Origin of the sequence: Paraburkholderia rhizosphaerae (genome assembly GCF_004366595.1) — a bacterium.
Classification (GTDB): Bacteria; Pseudomonadota; Gammaproteobacteria; order Burkholderiales; family Burkholderiaceae; genus Paraburkholderia; species Paraburkholderia rhizosphaerae.
The window spans coordinates 65,612-90,227 of the sequence record NZ_SORE01000003.1 but is presented as its reverse complement, the minus strand read 5'-3'; the positions used below and the strand labels follow the sequence as shown (position 1 = coordinate 90,227).

20 protein-coding genes are annotated in these 24,616 nt (G+C 63.4%); 13 read left to right on the top strand and 7 right to left on the bottom strand.

Features of this window, described 5'->3' with window-relative positions; translation table 11 throughout:
* Positions 1-142 precede the first annotated feature (142 nt).
* The 3 genes from BX592_RS04450 to BX592_RS04440 are packed head-to-tail and all read left to right on the top strand — an operon-like array spanning position 143 to position 6,128.
* Positions 143-1,360, top strand: a complete 1,218-nt coding sequence (locus tag BX592_RS04450) for an efflux RND transporter periplasmic adaptor subunit (RefSeq protein WP_134190458.1) — start codon at positions 143-145, stop codon at positions 1,358-1,360.
* Positions 1,361-1,378: 18 nt separating this feature from the next.
* The gene (locus BX592_RS04445) at positions 1,379-4,606 is read left to right on the top strand and encodes an efflux RND transporter permease subunit (protein WP_134190457.1); all 3,228 of its coding nucleotides are present in this window, start codon (positions 1,379-1,381) and stop codon (positions 4,604-4,606) included.
* A 1-nt stretch (position 4,607) separates the two neighbouring features.
* On the top strand, positions 4,608-6,128 hold the full coding sequence (locus BX592_RS04440) for an efflux transporter outer membrane subunit (protein WP_134190456.1): 1,521 nt from the start codon (positions 4,608-4,610) through the stop codon (positions 6,126-6,128).
* Positions 6,129-6,347: 219 nt separating this feature from the next.
* Here BX592_RS04440 and BX592_RS04435 read toward each other — a convergent pair whose 3' ends face one another.
* Entirely contained in the window at positions 6,348-7,760 is a 1,413-nt protein-coding gene (locus BX592_RS04435; protein ID WP_134190455.1) for a nucleobase:cation symporter-2 family protein, read from the bottom strand.
* Between the two features lie 393 nt (positions 7,761-8,153).
* Between BX592_RS04435 and BX592_RS04430 the strand changes: the two genes are divergently transcribed.
* A complete protein-coding gene (locus tag BX592_RS04430; protein ID WP_134190454.1) occupies positions 8,154-9,566 on the top strand; it encodes a xylulokinase in 1,413 nt (470 codons plus the stop codon).
* Here BX592_RS04430 and BX592_RS34130 read toward each other — a convergent pair.
* Positions 9,518-9,898 carry an acyl-CoA thioesterase gene (locus BX592_RS34130; RefSeq protein ID WP_208327847.1) on the bottom strand — a complete coding sequence of 127 codons (381 nt, stop codon included), beginning with the start codon at positions 9,896-9,898 and terminating at the stop codon, positions 9,518-9,520. The two genes, BX592_RS04430 and BX592_RS34130, sit on opposite strands and share 49 nt — an antisense overlap.
* Before the next feature lie 36 nt (positions 9,899-9,934).
* Positions 9,935-10,732, bottom strand: coding sequence for an enoyl-CoA hydratase-related protein (locus BX592_RS04420; protein WP_134190453.1), 798 nt, complete (start codon positions 10,730-10,732; stop codon positions 9,935-9,937).
* A 301-nt stretch (positions 10,733-11,033) separates the two neighbouring features.
* Between BX592_RS04420 and BX592_RS04415 the strand changes: the two genes are divergently transcribed.
* Both BX592_RS04415 and fghA read left to right on the top strand, forming a co-directional pair.
* A complete protein-coding gene (locus BX592_RS04415) occupies positions 11,034-12,140 on the top strand; it encodes an S-(hydroxymethyl)glutathione dehydrogenase/class III alcohol dehydrogenase (RefSeq protein ID WP_134190452.1) in 1,107 nt (368 codons plus the stop codon).
* Positions 12,141-12,150: 10 nt separating this feature from the next.
* A complete protein-coding gene (gene fghA / locus BX592_RS04410; RefSeq protein WP_134190451.1) occupies positions 12,151-12,999 on the top strand; it encodes an S-formylglutathione hydrolase in 849 nt (282 codons plus the stop codon).
* A gap of 164 nt (positions 13,000-13,163) precedes the next feature.
* Here fghA and BX592_RS04405 read toward each other — a convergent pair whose 3' ends face one another.
* From BX592_RS04405 to BX592_RS04390, 4 genes are all read right to left on the bottom strand, one after another.
* Complete coding sequence (locus BX592_RS04405) at positions 13,164-13,946, bottom strand: metal ABC transporter permease (protein WP_134190450.1); 783 nt, start codon at positions 13,944-13,946, stop codon at positions 13,164-13,166.
* Positions 13,939-14,910: an ABC transporter ATP-binding protein gene (locus tag BX592_RS04400; protein ID WP_134190449.1), complete on the bottom strand. Its 972-nt coding sequence runs from the start codon at positions 14,908-14,910 to the stop codon at positions 13,939-13,941. Before BX592_RS04400 ends, BX592_RS04405 begins: the two co-directional genes overlap by 8 nt.
* Complete coding sequence (locus BX592_RS04395) at positions 14,907-15,893, bottom strand: metal ABC transporter solute-binding protein (RefSeq protein WP_134190448.1); 987 nt, start codon at positions 15,891-15,893, stop codon at positions 14,907-14,909. Before BX592_RS04395 ends, BX592_RS04400 begins: the two co-directional genes overlap by 4 nt.
* A gap of 63 nt (positions 15,894-15,956) precedes the next feature.
* Complete coding sequence (locus BX592_RS04390; protein WP_134190447.1) at positions 15,957-16,418, bottom strand: Fur family transcriptional regulator; 462 nt, start codon at positions 16,416-16,418, stop codon at positions 15,957-15,959.
* 434 nt (positions 16,419-16,852) lie between these two features.
* Between BX592_RS04390 and BX592_RS04385 the strand changes: the two genes are divergently transcribed.
* From BX592_RS04385 to oxlT, 7 genes are all read left to right on the top strand, one after another.
* On the top strand, positions 16,853-17,635 hold the full coding sequence (locus tag BX592_RS04385) for an L-iditol 2-dehydrogenase (RefSeq protein ID WP_134190446.1): 783 nt from the start codon (positions 16,853-16,855) through the stop codon (positions 17,633-17,635).
* Positions 17,636-17,738: 103 nt separating this feature from the next.
* Positions 17,739-19,061, top strand: coding sequence for an ABC transporter substrate-binding protein (locus tag BX592_RS04380; RefSeq protein ID WP_134190445.1), 1,323 nt, complete (start codon positions 17,739-17,741; stop codon positions 19,059-19,061).
* A 164-nt stretch (positions 19,062-19,225) separates the two neighbouring features.
* A complete protein-coding gene (locus tag BX592_RS04375) occupies positions 19,226-20,161 on the top strand; it encodes a carbohydrate ABC transporter permease (RefSeq protein WP_134190444.1) in 936 nt (311 codons plus the stop codon).
* Positions 20,158-21,024, top strand: a complete 867-nt coding sequence (locus BX592_RS04370) for a carbohydrate ABC transporter permease (protein ID WP_134190443.1) — start codon at positions 20,158-20,160, stop codon at positions 21,022-21,024. Before BX592_RS04375 ends, BX592_RS04370 begins: the two co-directional genes overlap by 4 nt.
* A gap of 11 nt (positions 21,025-21,035) precedes the next feature.
* On the top strand, positions 21,036-21,725 hold the full coding sequence (locus BX592_RS04365) for an HAD family hydrolase (RefSeq protein ID WP_134190744.1): 690 nt from the start codon (positions 21,036-21,038) through the stop codon (positions 21,723-21,725).
* Positions 21,726-21,807: 82 nt separating this feature from the next.
* Positions 21,808-22,917, top strand: coding sequence for an ABC transporter ATP-binding protein (locus tag BX592_RS04360; RefSeq protein ID WP_134190442.1), 1,110 nt, complete (start codon positions 21,808-21,810; stop codon positions 22,915-22,917).
* Positions 22,918-23,264: 347 nt separating this feature from the next.
* A complete protein-coding gene (oxlT, locus tag BX592_RS04355) occupies positions 23,265-24,608 on the top strand; it encodes an oxalate/formate MFS antiporter (RefSeq protein ID WP_475483650.1) in 1,344 nt (447 codons plus the stop codon).
* Positions 24,609-24,616 lie beyond the last annotated feature (8 nt).

Here is a 24,616-nt window from a genome sequence, read left to right as displayed (position 1 = left end):
ACAGCATCCATGGGCTTCCCGGTCGGGGCGTCATAAGACGCCAGTGCGCGCCGTCTTCATCCTGGGTTGCCGTCGATCATCCCTGGTCGTCCAGGTAGCCGGTACGCACTTTTCCTTCTCAGTCTCTGACAGAGGTCGCTCCATGCGCGTCAAACGGGTTCCCATCCGCTGGGCTTCGTTCAGCCTGATTCCTGCCGCGGCGCTTGCCGTCTTGCTGGCAGCCTGCGGACCAAAACAATCAGCTCCTCCGCCGCAAGACCCCGAAGTCGGCATCGTGACCGTCAAGCCGACGCCGGTGCCCGTGATTACCGAACTGCCCGGCCGCACCAGCGCGTACCTCGTCGCACAGGTGCGCGCGCGCGTCGACGGCATCGTGCTGCGGCGCGAGTTCATCGAAGGCAGCGAGGTGAAGGCGGGCCAGCGGCTGTACAAGATCGACCCGGCGCCGTACATCGCGGCGCTGAACAACGCGAAGGCGGCGCTCGCGAAAGCGCAGGCAAATCTCGCGACGACCACCGCGCAGGCGAATCGCTACAAGGTGCTCGTCGCCGCTAACGCGGTCAGCAAGCAGGACTACGACAACGCGGTCGCAGCGGAAGGCCAGGCGGCGGCGGACGTTGCCGCGGGCAAGGCCTCGGTCGATACCGCGCAGATCAACCTCGGCTATACGGATGTCGTGTCGCCGGTCTCGGGCCGCGTCGGCATTTCGCAGGTCACGCCGGGCGCTTATGTACAGGCGAGCCAGGCCACGCTGATGTCAACGGTCCAGCAGCTCGACCCGATGTACGTCGACCTCACGCAGTCGAGCCGCCAGGGTCTGCTGCTGCGCCGCGAAGTGCAGAGCGGGCGCCTGAAGACCACCGGTCCGAACGCGGCAAAAGTCACGCTGATTCTCGAAGACGGCCGCCCGTACACAACCACGGGCAAGCTGCAGTTCACCGACGTCACGGTCGACCAGACCACCGGCTCGGTGACGATTCGCGCGATCTTCGACAACAAGGACCGTGTGCTGCTGCCGGGCATGTTCGTGCGCGCGCGCATTGAGGAAGGCATCAACGAGGCGGCGATTCTCGTGCCGCAGATCGCGGTCACGCACGACCAGCGAGGGCAACCTACCGCGCTCGTCGTCGACAAGGACAACAAGGTCGAACTGCGCACGCTCGTCACTTCGCGCACTTTCGGCCCGGACTGGGTGGTTGAAGACGGCCTGAACCCAGGTGACCGCGTGATCGCGCAGGGCGTCGACAAGGTGCGTCCGGGCGCCAAGGTCAGAACCGTCGCCGCGCAGCTTCCTCCGACCCCCGCTTCCGGCGCGGCAGGACAGGCCGCGCCGGCCGCCTCCGCTGCATCGGGCGCGTAATAACAGGGAGCCTGTTACATGGCAAAGTTCTTTATCGATCGCCCGATCTTTGCATGGGTGATCGCCATCGTGCTGATGCTCGCGGGTCTCGCGTCGATTTTCACGCTACCCGTCGCGCAGTACCCGACCATTGCGCCGCCGTCCATCCAGATCAGCGCGACCTATCCGGGCGCATCGGCGAAGACGGTTGAAAACACCGTCACGCAGGTGATCGAGCAGCAGATGAGCGGCCTCGACCACTTGCTGTATCTGTCGTCGACATCGGACGATTCCGGCACTGCAACCATCACGCTGACCTTCGCGGCCGGCACCAACCCGGACATCGCGCAGGTGCAGGTGCAGAACAAGCTGCAGCTTGCGACCCCGCTGCTGCCGCAAGTGGTTCAGCAACTGGGCACGAAGGTGACGAAGTCGAGCAGCAGCTTCCTGCTGGTGCTCGCGTTTGTGTCCGAAGACGGCAGCATGAGCAAGTACGACCTGGCGAACTACGTCGCGTCGCACATCCAGGATCCGGTGAGCCGGATCGACGGCGTCGGCACGGTCACGCTGTTCGGTACGCAGTACGCAATGCGGGTCTGGCTCGACGCGAACAAGTTGACCAACTTCAACCTGACGCCGGTCGACGTGCAGGCGGCGATCATCGCGCAGAACGTGCAGGTCGCGGGCGGTGCGCTCGGCGGCACGCCATCGGTGCCGGGGCAGTTGCTGCAGGCGACGATCTCCGAAGCATCGCTGCTCACCACGCCCGAGCAGTTCGGCAATATCCTGCTGAAGGTGAACACGGACGGCTCTCAAGTGCGGCTGAAGGACGTCGCGCGTATCGATCTCGGCGGCGAGAACTATAACGTCGACACGAAGTACAACGGCGCGCCGACGGCCGGCTTCGGTATTCAGCTTGCGACCGGCGCGAACGCACTGCAGACCGCGAAGCTCGTGCGGCAGAAGATCGACCAGCTGGCGCCGTATTTCCCGCACGGCCTTGTCGTTAAGTATCCGTACGACACGACGCCGTTCGTCCGGCTGTCGATCGAGGAAGTCGTGAAGACGCTGCTCGAAGGCATCGTGCTCGTGTTCCTCGTGATGTACCTGTTCCTGCAGAACCTGCGCGCGACGCTGATTCCGACGATTGCCGTGCCCGTGGTGCTGCTCGGCACGTTCGCGATCATGGCGGCGGTGGGTTTCTCGATCAACGTGCTGTCGATGTTCGGTCTCGTGCTCGCGATCGGCCTGCTGGTGGACGACGCGATCGTGGTCGTCGAGAACGTCGAGCGCGTGATGAGCGAGGAAGGGCTTTCGCCGCGCGAAGCGACCCGCAAGGCAATGGACCAGATTACCGGCGCGCTGATCGGCGTCGCACTGGTGCTCTCCGCGGTGTTCGTGCCGGTTGCGTTCTCAGGTGGCTCGGTCGGTGCGATTTACCGGCAGTTTTCGCTGACGATCGTCGCGGCGATGGTGCTGTCGGTGCTGGTCGCATTGATTCTCACGCCGGCGCTGTGCGCGACGATTCTCAAGCCGATCCCGCAGGGCCATCACGAAGTAAAGAAGGGCTTCTTCGGCTGGTTCAACCGCACGTTCGACAAGAGCCGCGATCAGTATCACAAGGGCGTGCACCATGTGATCAAGCGCTCGAGTCGCTGGCTCATCATTTACCTGGTGGTGATCGTCGCGGTGGGCATGCTGTTCGCGCGCTTGCCAAAGTCGTTCCTGCCGAACGAAGACCAGGGCACGATGTTCGTGCTCGTGCAGACACCGGTCGGTTCGACACAGGAGACCACCGGCCGCGCGCTGAAGGACATCTCCGACTACCTGCTCAACGACGAAAAGAGCATTGTCGAGTCGACCTTCACGGTGAACGGCTTCAGCTTTGCCGGTCGCGGCCAGAACTCGGGTCTCGTGTTCGTGCGGATGAAGGACTATTCGGTGCGCCAGCACGCCGACCAGAAGGTGCAGGCGCTGGTGGGTCGTCTGTTCCAGCACTTCTCGACGTACAAGAACGCGACCGTGTTCCCGGTCAATCCGCCTTCCATTCCCGAACTGGGTACCGCGGCAGGCTTCGATTTCGAACTGCTGGATCGTGCGGGCGTCGGCCACGAAGTGCTGATGCAGGCGCGCAACGAGTTGCTCGGCATGGCGGCGAAAGACCCGATACTCGCGCAGGTGCGTCCGAATGGCCTGAACGATACGCCACAGTTCAAGGTGACGATCGATCAGGAAAAAGCCTCTGCGCTCGGCGTTCAGCTGGCGACGATCGACCAGTCATTCTCGATCGCATGGGCATCGGCGTATGTGAATAACTTCCTCGATACCGACAGCCGGATCAAGAAGGTGTATCTGCAGGGTGACGCGCCGTTCCGGATGACGCCGGAAAACCTGAACGACTGGTACGTGCGCAATACGTCCGGCGGGATCGTGCCGTTCTCCGCGTTCACGACCGGCAAGTGGACCTTCGGCTCGCCGAAGCTCGAACGCTTCAACGGCATCTCGTCGATCGAAATCCAGGGGCAGGCGGCGCCGGGCAAGAGTACTGGCCAGGCGATGGCAGCGATGGAAGCGCTCGCGAAGAAGCTGCCCGCGGGAATCGGCTACGACTGGACCGGCCTGTCGTTCCAGGAAATCCAGTCCGGCTCGCAGGCGCCGATTCTGTACGGCATCTCGATTCTGGTCGTGTTCCTGTGTCTCGCGGCGCTGTATGAAAGCTGGTCGATTCCGTTCTCGGTGATCATGGTCGTGCCGCTCGGCGTGCTGGGCGCGTTGCTGGCGGCGACGCTGCGGGGGCTCGAAAACGACGTGTTCTTCCAGGTCGGTCTGCTTACCACGGTGGGCTTGTCCGCAAAGAACGCAATTCTGATCGTCGAGTTCGCGCGTGAGCTGCAGCAAGGGCAGGGGATGGGGCCGGTCGAAGCCGCACTCGAAGCCGCGCGCCTGCGGTTGCGGCCCATTCTGATGACGTCGCTCGCGTTCATTCTCGGTGTGCTGCCACTCGCGATCAGTAACGGCGCGGGCTCAGCGAGTCAGCACGCGATCGGTACCGGCGTGATCGGCGGGATGTTGACGGCGACGTTCCTCGCGATTTTCATGATCCCGATGTTCTTCGTCGTGATCCGCGGCAGCTTCAGTGGTGAAAAGGAAGATCCGGACGCGGCGCTCGCTCACTACAACGAGCATCATCCGCATGATCCGTCGGGCGGCGATCCGTCGGGCGGCGGTGATCGCAACGGCGGCGGCTCCGGCAAGGAAGGACACTAAGATGCTCAAACATTCTTTGATCGCAGCGTCGGTGGCGCTGCTTGCCGCGGGCTGCACGATGGCGCCGAAGTACCAGCGCCCGGCGGCGCCCGTGTCGGCGACGTTCCCGCAAGGCGGCGTCTACGACACGCAGCCAGTGCCAGCGCGAGGCGAGCGCTCCGCCAATGGAGTGCCGGCGACCGAGATCGGCTGGCGCGACTTCTTCGTCGACGAGCGGCTGCAACAGCTCATCGGGATCGCGTTGAAGAACAACCGCGATCTGCGTGTGTCGGTGCTGAACATCCAGGCGGCGCGCGCGCAGTATCAGATCACGCGTGCGGCGCTGTTCCCGTCTATCGAGGCCGCCGCGTCGCAGTCGAAGACGCGTACGCCGAAGAACCTGTCGTTCCTCAACAAGACGATCTCGAACGAGTACTCGGTCGGGCTCAACGCGTCCTGGGAGATCGACTTCTTCGGTCGCATTCAGAGCCTGAAGGACGAGGCGCTCGCGCAGTATCTCGCGACAGCGCAGGCGCGCAAGGCGGCGGAGATTGCGCTCGTGTCGTCGGTGGCGGACCAGTATGTATCGATGCTCGGCTTTATCGAAGCACAGAACGTCACCGAGAACACACTGCGTACCGCGCAGGATTCGTACAACATCACGAAGCTGCAGTATGAAACCGGCACGGGTTCCGAACTCGATCTGCGTCAGGCCGAAACTGTCGTTGAGCAGGCGCGCGCGAACCTGCAGACCGAGGCACGCGCCCGCGCGCAGGCCGAAAACGCGCTGGTGCTGCTGATCGGCGAGCCGTTGCCGGCCGATTTGCCGGAAGGCCATACGCTTGGCGGGCAGGATCTGTTGACCGATATCCCGGCGGGCTTGCCATCCGACCTTCTGACGCGCCGACCGGACATCATGGAAGCGGAGCAGAATCTGCTCGCCGCGAATGCGAACATCGGTGCCGCGCGCGCTGCTTTCTTCCCGCGCATTTCATTGACCGGCAACTTCGGCACGTTAAGCCCAACGCTCGGCGGACTCTTCAAGGCCGGTTCGGCCGCGTGGGGCTTCGCTCCGCAGATCACCGTGCCGATCTTCGAAGGCGGAGCGAACATCGCGAACCTCGATCTTGCGCACGTGCAGAAGAACATCCAGATCGCGCAGTACGAGAAGGCGATCCAGACCGCGTTCCGAGACGTCGCTGATGGGCTCGCGGCACGCGGCACGTTCGATCAGCAGATCGCAGCGCTGGAACGCGATACGTTCGCCGAACAACGCCGGCTCGACCTGTCGGAACTGCGCTATCGAAACGGCGTCGACAGCTATCTGTCAGTGCTGACCGCGCAGACCGATCTGTACCAGGTGCAACTGTTGCTCACCGATGCGCGTGTGCAGCGACTCACCAACCTGATCGATCTCTATCAGGCGCTCGGCGGCGGTTGGATCGAGCGAGCGGGCGAAATACCGCGGCCGGCCGATGCGCCTGTCGACTACGGTGATGCGCCAGCGGCGCCCGTGTCCGCGTCGGTACCCTCGGCCGGTTGAAGGGTGCGAATAGCCGAACGGCCGGGTTGACGGAGAGGAAGCCGCTGGATGGAAGGCGAGCGGTCCATTCGATGGATGCAACTTCATCGCCACCATTCGTCCGAATGGCCAGGTGCGGCAGCAGCGGCCGCATTGCCTTTACGTGTTTCCGCGGCGTCAGCGTCAGTCATGCGCTCAGTGACGTTCCTCCTCACCGCCATTTATATCCTGTTTTCAATACTATTCGGCCGCTGCGCGCATCATGCCGTCACGGGCGGCGGTGTCGCGCGGCTCGGAACTCGCATCCAGCTCATCTTCGGCGCGGCGCAATTCGCACGTGGATGCGCGTTCGCTCCGAACGCCATTGAAGATCACGTTCAGCGCGACCGCCGACGCAGCAGCAAGCAGAATCCCGCTGTGCAGCAACGGCGACAACGCCGGTGGCAGCCTGGCGAAGAAGTGCGGGGACACGACCGGCACGAGTCCGAGTCCGATGCTGACCGCAACGATGAAAAGATTGTGATGGTTCTTCGCGAAGTCGACCTTCGATAGCACCTTGATGCCGTTCGCCGCCACCATCCCGAACATCACGATGCCGGCGCCGCCGAGCACGAACGCGGGCACCGACGCGACGACCTGCGCCATCTTCGGAAACAGTCCAAGCAGCACCAGGATCACGCCGCCCATCGCACATACATAACGGCTCTTCACACCGGTTACGCCGATGAGCCCGACGTTCTGCGAAAACGACGTATGCGGGAACGAATTGAAGATACCGCCGATCAGCGTGCCCAGGCCATCGACGCGCAAACCGCGCACGAGCGTTTTCTGATCGACAGGCCGATCGACCATGTCGCCGACCGCGAGAAACATTCCGGTGGATTCGATAAACGTGACGAACATCACGGTGACCATCGTCGCGATCGAAAGCGGATCGAAGTGCGGCAAGCCGAAATGAAATGGCATCACGAAACCGACCCATGGCGCGCTCGTCACGCCTTCCATATTGACACGACCGATCAGCGCGGCGATCGCAAAGCCGGCCACGATGCCAAGCAGCACCGATATATTCGCGACGAAGCCCTTGCCGAACTTGTTGATCAGCAAAATCAGCATCAGCACCAGAAGCGATAAGCCCAGATACACCGGATTGCCGTAATCAGGATTGCCGACGCCGCCCGCGGCCCAGTTGATGCCGACTTCCATCAGCGACAGCCCGATCACCGTGATCACGACACCCACGACCACCGGTGGGAAAAACCGCAACAGCTTGCCGATCGCAGGGGCTACCAGTATGCCGACTACGCCCGCAGCGATCGTCGAACCGAAGATATCGAGAATGCCGAGATTCGGGTTCGTGCCGATCGCGATCATCGGGCTCACCGCGGCAAACGTGCAACCCATGATGACCGGCAGACGGATGCCGAATATCCACAGGCCGAGCGTCTGGATCAACGTCGCGACGCCGCATGAGAACAGATCGGCGCTGATCAGGAACGCGATCTGGTCTTTCGGCAGCTTCAGCGCGCTGCCGATGATCAGGGGCACTGCAACCGCGCCTGCATACATGACGAGTACGTGCTGGATTCCAAGTGTCAGCAGCCGGCCTGCCGGCAGCCGCTCATCGCACGGATGAACCGTGTTCGCATGCATTGTCTGTCTCCCTGTCGGTTAGGAATATTCCCAACGGTATGCGCGCCGAAAAAGCGCAACAAGACCGCTGATGGGTATTTCGGGCTTCGCGTTGCTGATATGCGCTATCCGCCGATGTGCACAGGCATGGGCGAAGGGTCAGCGCCACGCGCGCGCACAGGCGGTACCGGTGCGCGCCGCCGGCCACATCGGAACAAAAGGCGATTGCGCAATCGTCAACTCAACAGGGACCTATCGCGTTCGCTATGATCTGTATTTCGCGCCGCGCATCTCGCAGGTTTTGCGTGGCGAAGCGGACGCGGGGGTTAACCCGCGCATCACCGTCCAGTGCGCGTTGCTCGTAGCCGACTGCGCGCGTGATCTCGTCACTCCATTTCCATCGAACGTCTTCTCATGTCCTATCTCGGCATCGATCTCGGCACCGGTTCACTGAAACTCGCGATCGTCGACGGCGATGGTCGCGAAACATCGACCGCAAGTGTTGGGTACGCGATCGAAACGCCGCATCCCGGCTGGGCCGAGACCGATCCGCAGACATGGTGGCGCGCACTGTGCGAAGCGTCGGCGCGCTTGCCAGCGAGCGAACGCGATGCCATTGAGGCGATCGGCTTTTCCGGGCAGATGCATGGCGTCGTGCTGACCGATGCGCACGGCGACGCTGTGCGGCACGCGATGCTATGGCCCGACACGCGCGCGCTGGCGCTGCTCGACGCGTGGCCTGAACCGCAGCCGAATCCGGTTGCACCTGGCATGGCAGGTCCGCTGCTGCGATGGATCACGCAGCACGAACCGGAGCATGTCGAAAACGCCCGCTGGGCGCTGCAGCCGAAAGACTGGCTGCGTGTCGCGATGGGCGGCGACGTGGCGACCGACCCATCCGATGCGTGCGCAACCGCGTTGGCCGAGCCCACGGGTGTCTGGGATGTCGCGCTGCTCGATCGGCTCGGCTTGCCGCGTAGCTGGTTTGCTGCATTGGCGCCGTCGTCCGCGGCATGCGGCGCACTGTCCACGAAAGCCGCGCACGCGCTCGGCCTGCGCCCCGGCATTCCGCTTGCAACCGGCGCGGCCGACACGCCGTGTGCGGCACTCGGCAGCGGCCTCGTGAGCGACGGCGACGCGCTGCTGACGACTGGCACCGGCGGCCAGATCGTCGTGCTGTCGACCGACGAACCCTCGTTCGCGCGAGGCTTGCACCGCTACCGTGCGGCAACCGGTGACTGGTATCGGATGGCCGCGATGCAGAACGTCGGCGTCGCGCTCGAAGCAGTGCGCGGATGGCTGTCGTATGAATGGAGCGATGCGTATCGCGACGCGTTCGCTACCGAAAGCGATGCCAACGCGATCAGTTTTCTGCCGTATCTGACAGGCGAGCGAACACCGTGGCTCAATCCGGCGGCGCGCGGCGGCTGGCTCGGGCTTGCACTGGGCGCTTCGCGCGGCGCGCTGATGCGTGCGGCTTTCGAAGGTGTCGCGTTCGCGCTGCGCGCGGGCCTCGACGCGATTCGGGAAAGCGGCGCGACGGTCGATGCGTTGCGTCTCGCGGGCGGTGGCTCGGTCGACACGCGTTGGCGTCAGCTGCTTGCCGACGCGCTCGATGTGGAACTTCACGCGGTCGATTGTCCGAACGCAGCGGCGCGTGGCGCTGCGTTGCTCGGAGGACTCGCGTGCGGCCATTGGCGCGCGGACGAACTGGCGACGCTCGCGCCTCGCGCGATGCGTGTCGCGGCGCCGGGCAGCGACCGCGCGATCGCGGCTCGCTACGCCCGCTTTATCGATCTATACGGACGGGTCGAAAGCTGGTTCTGAACGTGTCCCGCGTTGTTTCGCGCGCTCACGGCGCAGGTGGTGCCACCAGCAGGGTTTCGAGACACTGCCGCCATGCCAATGGCAGCGACGCGGTCCACATAGACTTGCACGAAATGACCTTGCGCGCACGCTTCGTTCTCTTCATTGCGAAAGATCGCGAGTTCGTAGCGCACGCTGCTGCTGCCAATGCGAGCGACGCCCAGCCCCACGGTGACCGTGTCGGGATGCCCGTAGATATCGTTGTCCACCCAGCGCGTCGTGATGCCGTGCAGTGCGGCAAAGTCGGCGCGCTGCCGGCGTGGTTCGCGTGTATGGGGGGGGTGTTTGCTCATGCAGCCTCGCGATGCGTGCTGTTCGCGACTCGTTCTTCATTCGCCGCGAAACCGCGGCGCGCGTTTTTCCGCGAACGCCGCGCGTCCTTCGCGGAAATCATGGCTCTGCGCCGCCTGATCGAGCAGTTGCTCGACCACGCCGTCGCGTAGCGCGCCGTTGCCGGACGTGAGCGCGTCGAGCATGGTTTTCGCACCGGAGATCGTGAGCGGCGCGCACGCATTGAGCCGCTGCGCGAACGCGTGCGCCGCGGCAAGCGCATCGTCGGCAATTTCGTCGATAAAGCCGATATGCAGTGCGCGCTCGGCATCGAACTTTTCAGCGGTGTAAAGAATGCGCTTCGCGTTCGCCAGGCCAACGAGCGACAGCAGCCGGCGCGTGCCCGCAATGCCATAGACAATCGACAGCTTTGCGGCTGGAATCGCAAACGTTGCGTGCCGTTCGGCGAAGCGAAAATCGCATGACATCGCGACATTGCAACCGCCGCCCATGCAGTAGCCGTTGATTGCCGCGATGGTCGGCTTCGGCGACGCGGCGATCCGGTTGCAGCATCCTTCGTAAGCCTGTTCGTACGCGCGCGCTTGCTCCGCGTTCGCGCGAACCTCGCCGAACTCGGAGATGTCCGCGCCCGCGCAGAAGCTGTTTGCACTGCCCGTTAGTACGATCGCGCGAATTTCGCGCTGCGCGCTCAAGGCATCGAATGTATCGCGCAGACGCTCCCACAACGCGAAGGTGAGCGCATTGCGTCGCTCCGGGCGGTTCAGTGTCACGCGCGCGATGCCTTCGCTGACAGTCAACTGTATGGCATCGCCGGATGCCGGGGTCTCGCTTGCCATGGGTCGCGTTCCGAAAGTCAATGGGTTGCCGTATTGTCGCCGACGTGTGCCGTCGGTGTCCTGTACGGTCGTCTTTGTGACGCTTCGATGTCTTCCGGGTATAGAGACGCAAGGCCGTCCGACGAAATTTCGTCGGGCGTGACCTTTACATAACGGCTGGGCAACGCCAACATGCACGGTGCGCATACCGGCGCGAACGCAGGTCGCGACGCGTTCCGGTCAATGAGGCATCGTCGGGGGCCGACGTCCGTGACATCGACCTTTCCGCTATCCGCTTCGCCAGAATCCAGGAGAACAGTCAATGAAGACCAAAGCCGCCATCGCATGGAAAGCCGGCGCACCGCTAACCATCGAGGAAGTCGATCTCGAAGGACCGCGCGCCGGTGAAGTGCTGATCGAGGTGAAGGCCACCGGCATTTGTCACACCGACTACTACACGTTGTCCGGTGCGGACCCGGAAGGCATTTTCCCGGCCATTCTCGGTCACGAAGGCGCGGGCGTGGTGGTCGACGTCGGGCCCGGCGTCGGTACGCTGAAAAAAGGCGACCACGTCATTCCGCTTTACACGCCGGAATGCCGGCAATGCAAGTTCTGCCTGTCGCGCAAGACAAACCTGTGTCAGGCGATACGCGCGACACAAGGCAAAGGCCTGATGCCCGATTCGACATCGCGCTTCTCGCTTGGCGGCAAGCCGCTCTTTCACTACATGGGTACGTCGACGTTCTCGAATTTCATCGTCGTGCCGGAGATTGCCGTCGCGAAGATTCGCGAAGATGCGCCGTTCGACAAGGTCTGCTATATCGGCTGCGGCGTCACCACGGGTGTCGGCGCGGTCGTCTATTCGGCGAAGGTCGAGGCGGGCGCGAATGTCGTCGTGTTCGGGCTGGGCGGCATCGGGCTCAACGTGATCCAGGGCGCGAAGATGGTCGGCGCGAACAGGATCATCGGCGTCGATATCAACCCGGGCCGCGTCGAACTGGCGACGAAATTCGGCATGACCGACTTCATCAACCCGAAGGAGGTCGGCAACGTCGTCGATCGCATCGTGCAACTCACCGATGGCGGCGCGGATTATTCGTTCGAATGCATCGGCAATACGAAGGTGATGCGCGAAGCACTCGAATGCACGCATAAGGGCTGGGGGCAGTCGTTCATCATCGGCGTCGCGGCGGCGGGTGAGGAGATCAGCACGCGGCCGTTCCAGCTTGTGACCGGCCGTCAATGGAAAGGCTCGGCATTCGGTGGCGCGCGCGGCCGCACCGATGTGCCGAAGATCGTCGACTGGTATATGGAAGGGAAGATCAATATCGACGATCTGATCACGCATCATCTGTCGCTCGAACAGATCAACGACGGTTTCGATCTGATGAAGAAGGGCGAGTCGATCCGCTCGGTGGTGATGTATTAAGGAGGCCGCGATGCTGGAGACGCGCTCATCGCACGCTTGCCACGGCGGCGTGCAGCAGTTCTATCAACACGATTCGCGCACGATCGGCCTGCCGATGCGCTTCGCCGTGTATCTGCCGCCGCAGGCCGCGCACGGCAAGGTGCCGGCGCTGTTTTATCTCGCCGGCCTCACTTGCACCGAAGAGACGTTTCCGATGAAGGCGGGCGCGCAGCGCTTCGCCGCACGGCACGGCATCGCGTTGATCGCGCCCGATACCAGTCCGCGTGGCGCCGGCGTGCCTGGCGAGAGCGACGCATGGGATTTTGGCGTGGGTGCGGGCTTTTACGTCGATGCGACGCGCGACGCATGGGCGAAGCACTATCGGATGTACTCGTACGTGCGCGACGATTTGCGCGAGACGGTCTGCGCGAATTTGCCGATCGATCCCGCGCGGCTTGGCATCTTCGGCCACTCGATGGGCGGGCACGGTGCACTCGTGCTGGCGCTGCGTAATCCGGATCTGTACCGGTCGGTGTCGGCGTTTGCGCCGATCGCGGCGCCGATGCGCTGCCCGTGGGGCGAGAAGGCCTTCCGCGGTTATCTTGGCGACAACCGTGATGCGTGGCGCGACTACGATGCAAGCGAACTCGTTGGGTGCGCGTCGGCGAAATTCGCGGCGGGCATTCTGGTCGATCAGGGGCTCGCCGATCAGTTTCTCGATGTGCAACTGAATCCGGATGTCTTCGAGGCGGCGTGCGGTGCCGCGGGTCAGCCGCTGACACTGCGGCGGCACGCGGGCTACGACCACGGGTACTACTTTATTTCGACCTTCGTCGAAGATCATCTCGCGCATCACGCGAAGGTGTTGCTCGCGTCATAGCGCAGGCCGGTTGCGGCGCGGATGCGCTCGCGTCGCTCGTTTGTCGCATGTTTGCGTCACTTGTCAGCCGGTATGCGGTGTCATTGTGTCATCGCACCACCGCGTTGTCTCACCACCGCGTTGTCGCACGACAGCGAGAATGTCGCCGTACTGGCACTCACGCGTTATCGCCGCGCGAGCAGACTCGCGCCGTACACAAGCGCCGCAAGCAGCGTGATCCAGAAACTCGTCGGCCAGTCGGTGTAGAACGCGAGCGTGACGCCGAGCCACGCTTGCACCAGTGCGAGCGCCGCGGCAACCACGAGACCGACCGACAGACGTGTCGTCATGTTCTGCGCCGCGGCAGCCGGGCCGACCATCAGCGTGAACACCAGCAGCACACCGACGATCTGCGTACAGGCGGCCACCGCAAGTGCCGCGATCGCGAGAAACAGCACCGACACGAGGCGCAGCGACACCCCTTTCGCTTCCGCCAGTTCCGGCTGTAACGACGCAAACAGCAGCGGCCGCATGATCGCCGCGAGCGCAGTGAGGCTCACCGCGCCGAGCGCCGCCAGCACCACGAGCGTCGACTTGCTGACGCCGAGCACATTACCGAACAGCAGTGCGGTGACCTGCGTCGCATAGGCGGTGAAGAAATGCAGAAACAGCAGCCCGAAGCCGAGCGCGAGCGACAGGACCACGCCGATCGCGACATCGCGGCCGGCGAGACGCTCGCCGAGTGCGCCCATGCCGACGCCGGCTGCCAGCGTAAAGCCGATCATCCCCCAGATCGGCGAAATGCCGATCAGCACGGCGCCGGTCGCGCCGGTAAAGCCGACGTGCGACAGCGCATGCCCGGCGAATGTCTGCCCGCGCATCACCAGAAAGTAACCGACGATGCCCGACAGCACCGCGACGATTCCCGACGCGGCGAACGCGTTCACCATGAAGTCATATTCAAACATCGTGCGTGTGCCCGTCGCGTGACGCGTGGTGATGGTTGCGTGCGTGGCCGTGCTTGTGCGTGCCCGCGGCGCCGTGTTCATGCGAGTGGCCGTGTCCGTGATTGCCGTCGTCTTCATGCTCGTGGTCGTGCTTCTCCACTTCGACGTCGCCCGACATCACGAAGATGCGGCCGTTCATGCGGATCACGTCGATCGTCGACCCATAGAGCCGCGACAGCACCGGCTTCGTGATCACTTCGTCGACCGTGCCGAGCGCGGCGACGCCATTGCCGAGGTACAGCACGCGGTCGAGCGCATGCAGCAGCGGGTTCAGTTCGTGCGCGGAGAACAGCACCGCGATGCCGAGCTCCTGCTGCACGCGCCGCACGAGTTCGACGACGCTTTTCTGATGATGCGGATCGAGGCTGATCAGCGGTTCGTCGAGCAGCAGCAGGCGCGGATTGCCGAGCAGGCACTGCGCGAGCAGAAGGCGTTGCCGCTCGCCGCCCGATAGCTCGGAGAGCGGCCGCGCGGCCAATGCGCGGCCGCCGACCAGATCGAGTACGCGTTCGACGTCGGCGCGCGTTTTTGCGTCGGCGTGCGGCAAGCCCCAGCGGTGTCCGTCGGCGGCCATCGCGACGAAATCGCGCCCGCGCACGCGCCGGCCGGCCAGCGCACTGCGCGTCTGCGGCATATAGCCGATCGACGGATTGCCGCAGACGACCGGCTCGCCCAGCACGCGCACGATGCCGCTCGCGGCCGGTACGAGACCGAGCAGCGCGCGCATCAAGGTGGTCTTGCCCGCGCCGTTGGGACCCAGCACACCGACAAATTCGCCTTGCCGGATCGCGAGGCTCGTATCGCGCAGGATCGTTCGTCCGCCGAGTTCGAGCGTTACACGGTCGAGCTCCAGCACCGGTGCGGCATCACTCGCAGTGGGCGACGAAGCGGGCGGTGCGGGCGGCGGACGGTCACTTTCGTTCATTGAGTTTTTCCTTTACCGCCGGCATTGTCGCCTGCAGCGAGCGCAACGCCGAGCGCATCGAGTTGCGTGAGCATCCATTGCTGGTAGTTCTTGCCCGCCGGTTCCGTTTCGGCGACGCTCATCGTCGGCACGTGCGATTGCTGCGCGAGCTTCAACATTCTTTTAGTCAGCGCTTCAGTGGCCTGATTGTTGTAGATCAGTACGCGCACGCGCTTCTCGCGCAAGTCGCGTTCGAACGCGGCAATGTCCGATGCGCTCGCCTCGGTGTCGTTCATCGTCGCCAGCTGGAAACGCAGATTGCGCATATCGAGGCCGATTGCGTCGGACATATAGCCGAACACCGGCTCGGTTGCGGTGACCGGCACACCCGCATAGCGGGCATGCAGGGCGGCAACCTTGGCGTCGATCGGCTTCAGCGATTCGATAAACCTCGCGAGATTCGCATCGTACGCGTTCTTGTGCGCGGGGTCAGCCGCCGTCAACGCGGCGCTGACCGCACGGGCGACAGCGGGCATCGTCGCCGGGTCGTACCAGAGGTGCGGATTATCGCCGCTTTTCTTGCCGACGAGGTCCGCGACGACGATCACTGTGCGCTTCGCATTCTGCGACGCGGCGAGCAGCTTCGCCATCCACGGATCGTAGTCGGCGCCGTTGTAGACGACAAGGCTTGCGTGCTGCAGCGCGCGAGCGGTTTTCGGGCTCGCTTCGAACAGGTGAGGATCCTGGTCCGGATTGCTCAGGATGCTGGTGACGTCGACGCGATCGCCGCCCAGCTGTTGCACGACATCGCCGTAGAAGTTCTCGGCGGCGACCACCGGAATTTTGCCGTTTGCGGCTGCCGGGGCGGCTTGCGCATGCGCTGCCTCAGTCACGGCAAGCGTCGCGGAAAGCGCCGCGGCAAGTGCCAGGCCCACGGTCGTCAGATACTTTGCCAGTCTCAGCGCGGCGCGCGCCGCATGCCACTTGGGATTCTTGTTGTTCATCGTAAGTGCGTGATCGGATTGAAGGTTAGAACGGTTCGAACGTTGGATAAGTAAACGGATGAACTACCGTTGGCCGTGCTGGCAGGCCGCGCATAGCCCACTCAGTTCGACGACCTGACGGAGTACTGCGAAGCCCTGTGCAGGCGCGCTGCCGGCGAGTTGCCGCGCGAGTTCACCGCCGGGAATCTCGACCGTTTCGCCGCATGCTTCGCAGATCAGAAACTGGCCCTGATGCGGATGGTCGACGTCGCAACACGCGAAGAACGCGTTCTTCGACTCGATCCGGTGCACGAAGCCATGCTCGAGCAGGAAGTCGAGCGCGCGATAGACCGTGGTCGGCGGCACGCGTCCGCGCGCCGGCTGGAGCGCGGCAAGCAGGTCATACGCACCGATCGGCCGCTCGCTGGCGACGATCAGCGCATAGACCTGGCGGCGCAACGTAGTGAGCACGAGGCCACGCGCGGTCGCGACGGCTTGCGCGTGCGCGACCCGTTGTACGACGCGGTCATCGGATGGGACAGGCATGAGGCTGCTCCAGAAGGGCGGCACGCTCGACCGGTCGGCGATACACCGGCGGCTGCCCGCGTTCGGCGAATCAACGGCGAACAACGAAGGCGGAATGATATAACGTATCTAAACATCTTGCCATTGATTGCGCCGACGCGCCGTCTAAATTAAGAGAAGGGAGGTGACGCACGCTGGGAAGCGACCGGGCGGTAATCGTGCGAACGACCCGCGCAAAAGCGCTGAGCGAGCATGCTGGCGAGCGCGTGGACCAGGCATACAGCGAGGCAGCGCAACCTGCCGCGCTGCACCATCGAAATCTTGCAGCGCGCCTTGACATGGCCGGACGCGTATCCGATCATTCGATCACAAATAGAGCAATTGATCGCGCAGAGAGCGTTCGCTCACTGGCGAAAGACTCACACACGAAGAGTCGAACGATTGGGAGACACGCAGTGGCAGCGCGATTGCAGGACAAGGTGGCGATTCTCACCGGCGCGGCAAGCGGGATTGGCGAAGCGGTCGCACGCCGGTATCTGGACGAAGGCGCGCGCTGCGCGCTGGTCGACGTGAAGCCCGCCGGCGAGTTCGGCGACGCGTTGCGCGACGCGCACGGCGAGCGCGTGCTGACGATCAGCGCGGACGTCACGCGGCGCGAAGATATCGAGCGCATCGTCGCGCAAACCATTCGGCGGTTCGGCCGCGTCGACATTCTCTTCAATAACGCGGCGCTATTCGACATGCGTCCGCTGCTCGACGAATCCTGGGATATCTACGACAAGCTCTTCGCGGTCAACGTGAAGGGTATGTTCTTCCTGATGCAGGCGGTCGCGCAGCGCATGGTCGAGCAGGGCGAAGGCGGCAAGATTATCAATATGTCGTCGCAGGCCGGGCGCCGCGGCGAGGCGCTCGTGTCGCACTACTGCGCGACCAAGGCGGCCGTGCTCAGTTATACGCAATCGGCGGCGCTCGCATTGGCGCCGCACAGGATCAACGTCAACGGCATCGCACCGGGCGTCGTCGATACGCCGATGTGGGAGCAGGTCGATGCGCTTTTCGCACGTTATGAGAACCGGCCGCTCGGCGAGAAGAAGCGCCTCGTCGGCGAAGCGGTGCCGCTCGGCAGGATGGGGCTGCCGGCGGATCTGACCGGCGCCGCGCTGTTCCTGGCATCGGCGGATGCGGACTACATCACCGCGCAAACCCTGAATGTCGACGGCGGCAACTGGATGAGCTGACCTGTTTGCCCCTGCCAGCGACGCTAGCTGCCGCCCGGAAATGCGAGGATCCGTGAGCCGCCCATCGCAAGCCAACACGAACGTACGATAAAGGAGACAAACGATGAAACCTGCCCTGAAACCCGCGCTGAAGGCATTCGGCGCTGCGGCGGCCGCGTGCGCGGCGCTCAATGCGTCGGCGGCGACCGTGACGATTGCGACGCTGAACAATCCGGACATGATCGAGCTGAAGAAGCTCTCGCCCGCATTCGAAAAGGCAAATCCGGACATCAAGCTTAATTGGGTGATCCTCGAAGAAAACGTGCTGCGCCAGCGCGCGACCACCGACATCACCACCGGCAGCGGCCAGTTCGACGTGATGACGATCGGCGCGTATGAAACGCCGCAATGGGGCAAGCGCGGCTGGCTATCGCCGCTGACGAATTTGCCGGCCAGCTACGATCTGAACGACGTCGTGAAGACCGCGCGCGACGGGCTGTCGTACAACGGCACGCTGTTTGCGTTGCCGTTCTACGTCGAAAGCTCGATGACCTTCTACCGCAAGGACCTGTTTGCGGCGAAGGGCCTGAAAATGCCGGACAACCCGACCTACGAGCAGATCGCGCAGTTCGCGGACAAGCTGACCGACAAGTCGGCCGGCACGTACGGTATCTGTCTGCGCGGCAAGGCGGGCTGGGGCGAAAACATGGCGTACGTGACGACGCTCGTCAATACGTTCGGTGGCCGCTGGTTCGACGAACAATGGCATGCGCAGCTGACCTCGCCGGAATGGAAGAAAGCGGTGTCGTTCTATGTCGATCTGCTGAAGAAAGACGGCCCGCCGGGAGCGAGCTCGAACGGCTTCAATGAAAACCTGACGTTGATGTCGTCCGGCAAGTGCGGAATGTGGATCGACGCGACGGTCGCGGCCGGCATGCTGTACAACAAGCAGCAATCGCAGATCGCCGACAAGGTCGGGTTTGCCGCGGCGCCGACCCAGGTCACGCCGAACGGTTCTCACTGGTTGTGGGCATGGGCGCTCGCCATTCCGAAGACGTCGAAGCAGCAGGATGCGGCGAAGAAGTTTATCGAGTGGGCGACGTCGAAGGAATACATCGAGATGGTCGCGAAAGACGAAGGCTGGGCCTCGGTGCCGCCGGGCACCCGCCAGTCGACCTATCAGCGTCCTGAGTACAAGCAGGCAGCACCGTTTGCCGACTTTGTGCTGAAGGCGATCGAAACAGCCGACCCGACGCACCCGACGCTCAAGCCTGTGCCGTACACCGGTGTGCAGTTCGTCGGTATTCCTGAGTTCCAGTCGTTCGGTACGGTGGTCGGGCAGAGCATCTCCGGCGCGGTGGCCGGACAGATGACGGTCGACCAGGCACTGACAGCCGGCAATGCTGCCGCGGATCGCGCGGTACGTCAGGCCGGATTGCAGAAGTAACCCGGCGTATTACGACGTATGCCGAAGCGATAGCGAAGCAACGTTCGTTTGAAGCAAACCCCGGCCGGGCGACCTAACCCGGCCGGACTCCGGCAGCACGGCGGACCGCTCGACCCGGTTGCAGCAACCCGGCGGTTCGCGCACTTCCGAACAGGTGGCCCATCATGCCTCATCTGCGCCTTCCTCTGTCGCACGTCCACCCCGAAACCGAGAAGGAACGCGAATCGCGTCGAGCCGCGTCCGCACGCTGGCTGGTTTCGCCATCCGTCGCGGTGCTGCTGCTGTGGATGACGATTCCGCTCGCGATGACGATCTGGTTTTCGTTCACGCGCTACAACCTGCTGAACCCGGATGCGCGGGGTTTCGCCGGATTCGACAACTACCGCTATCTGGCGACCGACCCGTCGTTCTGGCCGTCGATCGTGCACACACTGCAACTGATCATTTCAGTGCTGGTGATCACGGTCGTGGGCGGCGTGCTAATGGCCGTGCTGTTCGACCGCAAGTTCTACGGGCAGGGCGTCGCGCGCCTGCTTGCGATCGCGCCGTTCTTCGTGATGCCGACGGTCAGTGCGCTGATCTGGAAGAACATGATCCTGCACCCGGTGTACGGCCTCGTCGCCGGTGCGATGCGCGCGGTCGGCCTGACGCCGATCGACTGGTTTGCGACTTATCCGCTCACGGCGGTGATCATCATCGTCGCATGGCAGTGGTTGCCGTTTGCGTTTTTGATTTTGTTCACCGCGATCCAGTCGCTCGACCAGGAACAGAAGGAAGCGGCGCGCATCGATGGCGCCGGACCGCTCGCGATGTTCTTCTATATCACGCTGCCGCACCTCAGACGCGCGATCGCGGTGGTTGTGATGATGGAGACGATTTTCCTGCTGTCGATTTTCGCGGAGATCTATACGACGACCGGCGGCGGCCCCGGCAATGCAACGACCAACCTGTCGTACCTGATCTACGCGCTCGGCTTGCAGCAGTTCGACGTCGGTCTCGCGTCGGCGGGCGGCATTCTGGCGGTGATCGTCGCGAACATCGTGTCGTTCTTCCTCGTGAAGATGCTCGCGAAGAACCTGAAAGGGGAGTATGAAAAATGAGCCAGCTCGCCGCTACACCTGTGACGACTGCCACCGTGCCCGCAGCTTCGCCGTTTGCCGCTGTGAAGCGCAGCATTCCGGGCATTCTCGCGTGGCTGATTTCGATTGCGCTGTTCTTCCCGATCTTCTGGATGACGATCACCGCATTCAAGACCGAGCAGCAGGCGTATTCGTCGTCGATATTATTCACGCCGACGCTGGAAAGCTTTCGCGAAGTGTTCGCGCGCAGCAACTACTTCGCGTTTGCGTGGAACTCGATTCTGATTTCGGTCGGCGTGACGATTCTGTGCCTGCTACTCGCGGTGCCCGCTGCGTACGCGATGGCGTTTTTCCCGAGCAAACGCACGCAGCAAACGTTGCTGTGGATGCTGTCGACGAAGATGATGCCGTCGGTCGGCGTGCTGGTGCCCATCTACCTGCTGTGGAAAAACAGCGGGCTGCTCGACACGGTGACCGGGTTGATCATCGTCTATACGCTGATCAACCTGCCGATTGCCGTATGGATGGCGTTCACGTACTTCAACGAGATCCCGCGCGATATTCTCGAGGCCGGCCGTATCGATGGCGCGGCGACCTGGCAGGAGATCGTCTACCTGCTGATGCCGATGGCGCTGCCGGGGCTCGCGTCGACCGCGCTGCTGCTCGTTATCCTGTCGTGGAATGAGGCGTTCTGGAGCATCAACCTGTCGAGCTCGAACGCGGCGCCGTTGACGGTGTTCATCGCGTCGTATTCGAGTCCGGAGGGGCTGTTCTGGGCGAAGCTGTCCGCCGCGTCGCTGCTTGCGGTCGCGCCGATTCTGATCGTCGGTTGGCTGTCGCAGAAGCAGTTGGTGCGTGGCCTTACATTCGGGGCCGTTAAGTGACCCAGACCCTGATGCAAGCCGATACGAAGCTCGCGCTGATCTGCGATTGCGACGGCGTACTGATCGACAGCGAAGCGGTCGCGGCCGCGGTGCTCGTGCGCGAACTCGAAGCGCGCTGGCCCGACGCAGAGGTTGCCCCGGTCGTGATACCGCTGCTCGGACTGCGCATCGAGCGCGTGCTCGAAGGCACGGCCACGCAGCTCGGCAAGCAGTTCGCCGACGGCGACGTCCATGCAATTCGCGCGAAGGTCGAAGCGGCGGCGGTGCAGGCGCCGACGGTCAACGGTATCGGCGACGCGCTAGCGGCGATCACGCTGACTAAAGCATGCGCGAGCAACAGTTTCCGTCCGTATGTGGAAGCAGCGCTCGCGCGCACGGGTCTCGCGACGTTCTTCGGCGAGCGGCTCTTCTGCGCGGATATGGTGCCGCGGCCGAAGCCGGCGCCGGATGTCTATCTGGCCGCGGCGCGCGGTCTGAACGTGACGCCGGACGCGTGCCTCGTGATTGAAGACAGCGTGACCGGCGTAACCGCGGCGACAGGCGCCGGAATGACCGTGATCGGCTTCGCCGGCGCCGGTCATGTGAGCGACGCGCAGATCGGCGCGCTGCGCGAGGCCGGTGCGCGGCACGTGTTCGACGACATGCGGCAACTGCCCGAACTGGTCACGCGCTGGACGCAGCAGTTGAAGGCGGCTTCATAACGCGCCTGTGCCAACCGGCATACCGAGCTTTGAAACGAATCGACGCAACACAGCAACATCACGCAACACACGGAGACACATCATGGCTAGCCTGGCATTGCGCAATATCAGCAAGCGCTACGACGACAACGAAGTGATGCGGAACATCAACCTCGATATCGCGGATGGCGAGTTCGTCGTGTTCGTCGGTCCGAGCGGCTGCGGAAAGTCGACGCTGATGCGGATGATCGCGGGACTCGAAGACATCAGCAGCGGCGACCTGAGCATCGACGGCACTCGGATGAACGATGTGCCGCCGGCCAAACGCGGGATCGCGATGGTGTTCCAGTCCTATGCGCTGTATCCGCATATGACGCTGTACGACAACATGGCATTCGGCCTGAAGCTCGCCGGCGCGAAAAAGCCGGAGATCGATCAGGCGGTGCGCAATGCGGCGAAGATCCTGCATATCGACCATCTGCTCGAGCGCAAGCCGAAGCAGTTGTCGGGCGGGCAGCGGCAACGGGTAGCGATCGGCCGGGCGATCACGCGCAAGCCGAAGGTGTTTCTGTTCGACGAGCCGCTGTCGAACCTCGACGCGGCGTTGCGCGTCAAGATGCGTCTCGAGTTCGCGCGGCTGCACGACGAACTGAAGACGACGATGATCTACGTGACGCACGACCAGGTCGAAGCGATGACGCTCGCCGACAAGATCGTCGTGCTGTCGGCCGGCAATCTCGAGCAGGTCGGCACGCCGAATACGCTATATCACGCGCCCGCGAACCGCTTTGTCGCGGGGTTCATCGGTTCGCCGAAAATGAATTTCATGGATGGGGTCGTGCAGTCGATCGGAGCGGACGGCCTGCTGGTGCGCTACGAGACCGGCGAGACGCAGCGGGTCGCGGTCGAACCAGGCAACGCGAAGGAAGGCGACAAGGTGACGGTCGGCATCCGGCCCGAGCACCTGCATGTCGATACCAGCGAATTCGGTGTGTCCGCAACGATCATGACCGTCGAGTCGCTCGGCGATGCCGCGTACCTGTACGCGGAATGCGGCGTCGCACCGGACGGGCTGATCGCGCGCATTCCGCCGCTCGAACGGCATCCGAAGGGAAAACTGGTCAAGCTCGGCGCGCAGCCGGATCATTGCCACCTGTTCGACAGCGATGGGCAGGCGTTCCGCCGCAAATTTGCGCACGAACTGGCCGCCTGATCAGGCGGCCGCGGCCACTGCGCTATACATATAGTCAAACTGATGGTCGATCTCACCGCTACGCATCCGGGCGTCGATGCGTAGCGGCCGGACGCCGCCCGCCGACTGATTTGCTCACTCAGCACCGCATGAGCTTCATTACCGATGGCTTGCACTTTAATAAAGCGTGCTAACGGCCATTCACGTCCTCTTATTCAAACGATAAAAAAGTTTGATTTTTGCTGCCGCGCAAAACACTCCACCATCGTCGGGCGTCAACTGCATCTCGTTCTGTACTTGCCAGCCCGATAGTTGCTCCGGAACCCGAGCGTCGACGTCATACCAGAAGTTACCAACGGAGACGACTCTTGCGACAGCCAGTCAAAGAACAGCAGGCCGCTGCACCGCGCGGTGCCGGTGGCCTATCCAGCCGATGGGTGCAACTCGCGATCGGCGTCATATGCATGGGCCTGGTCGCGAACCTTCAATACGCGTGGACACTGTTCGTCGAACCAATGAATGCGCAGCACCATTGGGGCCTCGCATCCATTCAAACCGCTTTCTCGATCTTTATCGTCACCGAAACCTGGCTTGTGCCGATTGAAGGGTGGCTCGTCGACCGCTTCGGTCCGCGCCCGGTCGTGATCGGCGGCGCAATCTGCGCGGGCCTCGGCTGGATTCTCGATGCGCTTGCACCAAACCTGGGCGTGCTGTACGTCGCCGCGGTGATCTCCGGCATCGGCGCCGGATGTGTGTACGGCACCTGCGTCGGCAATGCGCTGAAGTGGTTTCCGGACCGGCGCGGTCTGGCGGCCGGCATGACCGCCGCGGGTTTCGGCGCGGGCGCCGCACTGACGGTAATCCCGATTGCGTCGATGATCGCGCGCTCCGGTTACCAGCACACGCTGATTTTCTTCGGCTGTCTGCAAGGTGGCGTAATCCTGTTGCTGGCGACGATGCTGGTGCGCCCGAAGCCACCAGAGTTCGCGCGCAACGTGAAGCGCATCGTCGCGACGAAGATCGACTACACGACCGGCGAAATGGTGCGGGCGCCGGTGTTCTGGGTGTTGTACGCGATGTTCGTCTGCGTCGCGACCGGCGGCATTATCGCGACTGCGCAGATCGGCCCGATCGCGAAAGAGTACGGCTTCGCCGACATGCCGATGGCGTTCTTCGCGTCGACGCTGCCGTTGCTCACGCTGACGCTGTCGATCAACAACGTCTGCAACGGCTTTACGCGGCCGATCTGCGGCGCGATTTCCGATCGCATCGGCCGCGAGAACACGATGTTCATCACGTTCCTCGGCGAGGGGCTCGCGCTGCTCGGGCTGATGCACTTCGGTCACAACCCGTACCTGTTCATCGTGTTCTCCGGGCTGATCTTCGTGTTCTACGGCGACATCTTCTCGAACTTCCCGGCGACCTGCGCAGATACGTTCGGCGCGAAATACGCGGCCGGCAACGCGGGAACGCTGTACACCGCGAAAGGCACCGCGGCGCTGCTGGTGCCGATCGCGTCGGTATTGTCCGAGCACGGCGGCTGGAACACGGTGTTTATCTTCGCGGCCTGCATTGCGATCGCGGGCAGCGTGTCGGCGAAGTTCCTGCTCGCACCGATGCGCAAGCGCTGGATCGAGAATTCGGCGAAGGAAAGCGAACGGCTCGCGTTCCGCGGTACGTATGACCCGGCGCCGCTGGGGTCCAACGAGTAATGGACGAC

Bases quoted from the DNA above. Each gene is read 5' to 3' on its own strand.
- BX592_RS04450 (WP_134190458.1), top strand. From the start codon at position 143: ATGCGCGTCAAACGGGTTCCCATCCGCTGGGCTTCGTTCAGCCTGATT.
- BX592_RS04445 (WP_134190457.1), top strand. From the start codon at position 1,379: ATGGCAAAGTTCTTTATCGATCGCCCGATCTTTGCATGGGTGATCGCC.
- BX592_RS04440 (WP_134190456.1), top strand. From the start codon at position 4,608: ATGCTCAAACATTCTTTGATCGCAGCGTCGGTGGCGCTGCTTGCCGCG.
- BX592_RS04435 (WP_134190455.1), bottom strand. From the start codon at position 7,760: ATGCATGCGAACACGGTTCATCCGTGCGATGAGCGGCTGCCGGCAGGC.
- BX592_RS04430 (WP_134190454.1), top strand. From the start codon at position 8,154: ATGTCCTATCTCGGCATCGATCTCGGCACCGGTTCACTGAAACTCGCG.
- BX592_RS34130 (WP_208327847.1), bottom strand. From the start codon at position 9,898: ATGAGCAAACACCCCCCCCATACACGCGAACCACGCCGGCAGCGCGCC.
- BX592_RS04420 (WP_134190453.1), bottom strand. From the start codon at position 10,732: ATGGCAAGCGAGACCCCGGCATCCGGCGATGCCATACAGTTGACTGTC.
- BX592_RS04415 (WP_134190452.1), top strand. From the start codon at position 11,034: ATGAAGACCAAAGCCGCCATCGCATGGAAAGCCGGCGCACCGCTAACC.
- fghA (WP_134190451.1), top strand. From the start codon at position 12,151: ATGCTGGAGACGCGCTCATCGCACGCTTGCCACGGCGGCGTGCAGCAG.
- BX592_RS04405 (WP_134190450.1), bottom strand. From the start codon at position 13,946: ATGTTTGAATATGACTTCATGGTGAACGCGTTCGCCGCGTCGGGAATC.
- BX592_RS04400 (WP_134190449.1), bottom strand. From the start codon at position 14,910: ATGAACGAAAGTGACCGTCCGCCGCCCGCACCGCCCGCTTCGTCGCCC.
- BX592_RS04395 (WP_134190448.1), bottom strand. From the start codon at position 15,893: ATGAACAACAAGAATCCCAAGTGGCATGCGGCGCGCGCCGCGCTGAGA.
- BX592_RS04390 (WP_134190447.1), bottom strand. From the start codon at position 16,418: ATGCCTGTCCCATCCGATGACCGCGTCGTACAACGGGTCGCGCACGCG.
- BX592_RS04380 (WP_134190445.1), top strand. From the start codon at position 17,739: ATGAAACCTGCCCTGAAACCCGCGCTGAAGGCATTCGGCGCTGCGGCG.
- BX592_RS04375 (WP_134190444.1), top strand. From the start codon at position 19,226: ATGCCTCATCTGCGCCTTCCTCTGTCGCACGTCCACCCCGAAACCGAG.
- BX592_RS04370 (WP_134190443.1), top strand. From the start codon at position 20,158: ATGAGCCAGCTCGCCGCTACACCTGTGACGACTGCCACCGTGCCCGCA.
- BX592_RS04365 (WP_134190744.1), top strand. From the start codon at position 21,036: ATGCAAGCCGATACGAAGCTCGCGCTGATCTGCGATTGCGACGGCGTA.
- BX592_RS04360 (WP_134190442.1), top strand. From the start codon at position 21,808: ATGGCTAGCCTGGCATTGCGCAATATCAGCAAGCGCTACGACGACAAC.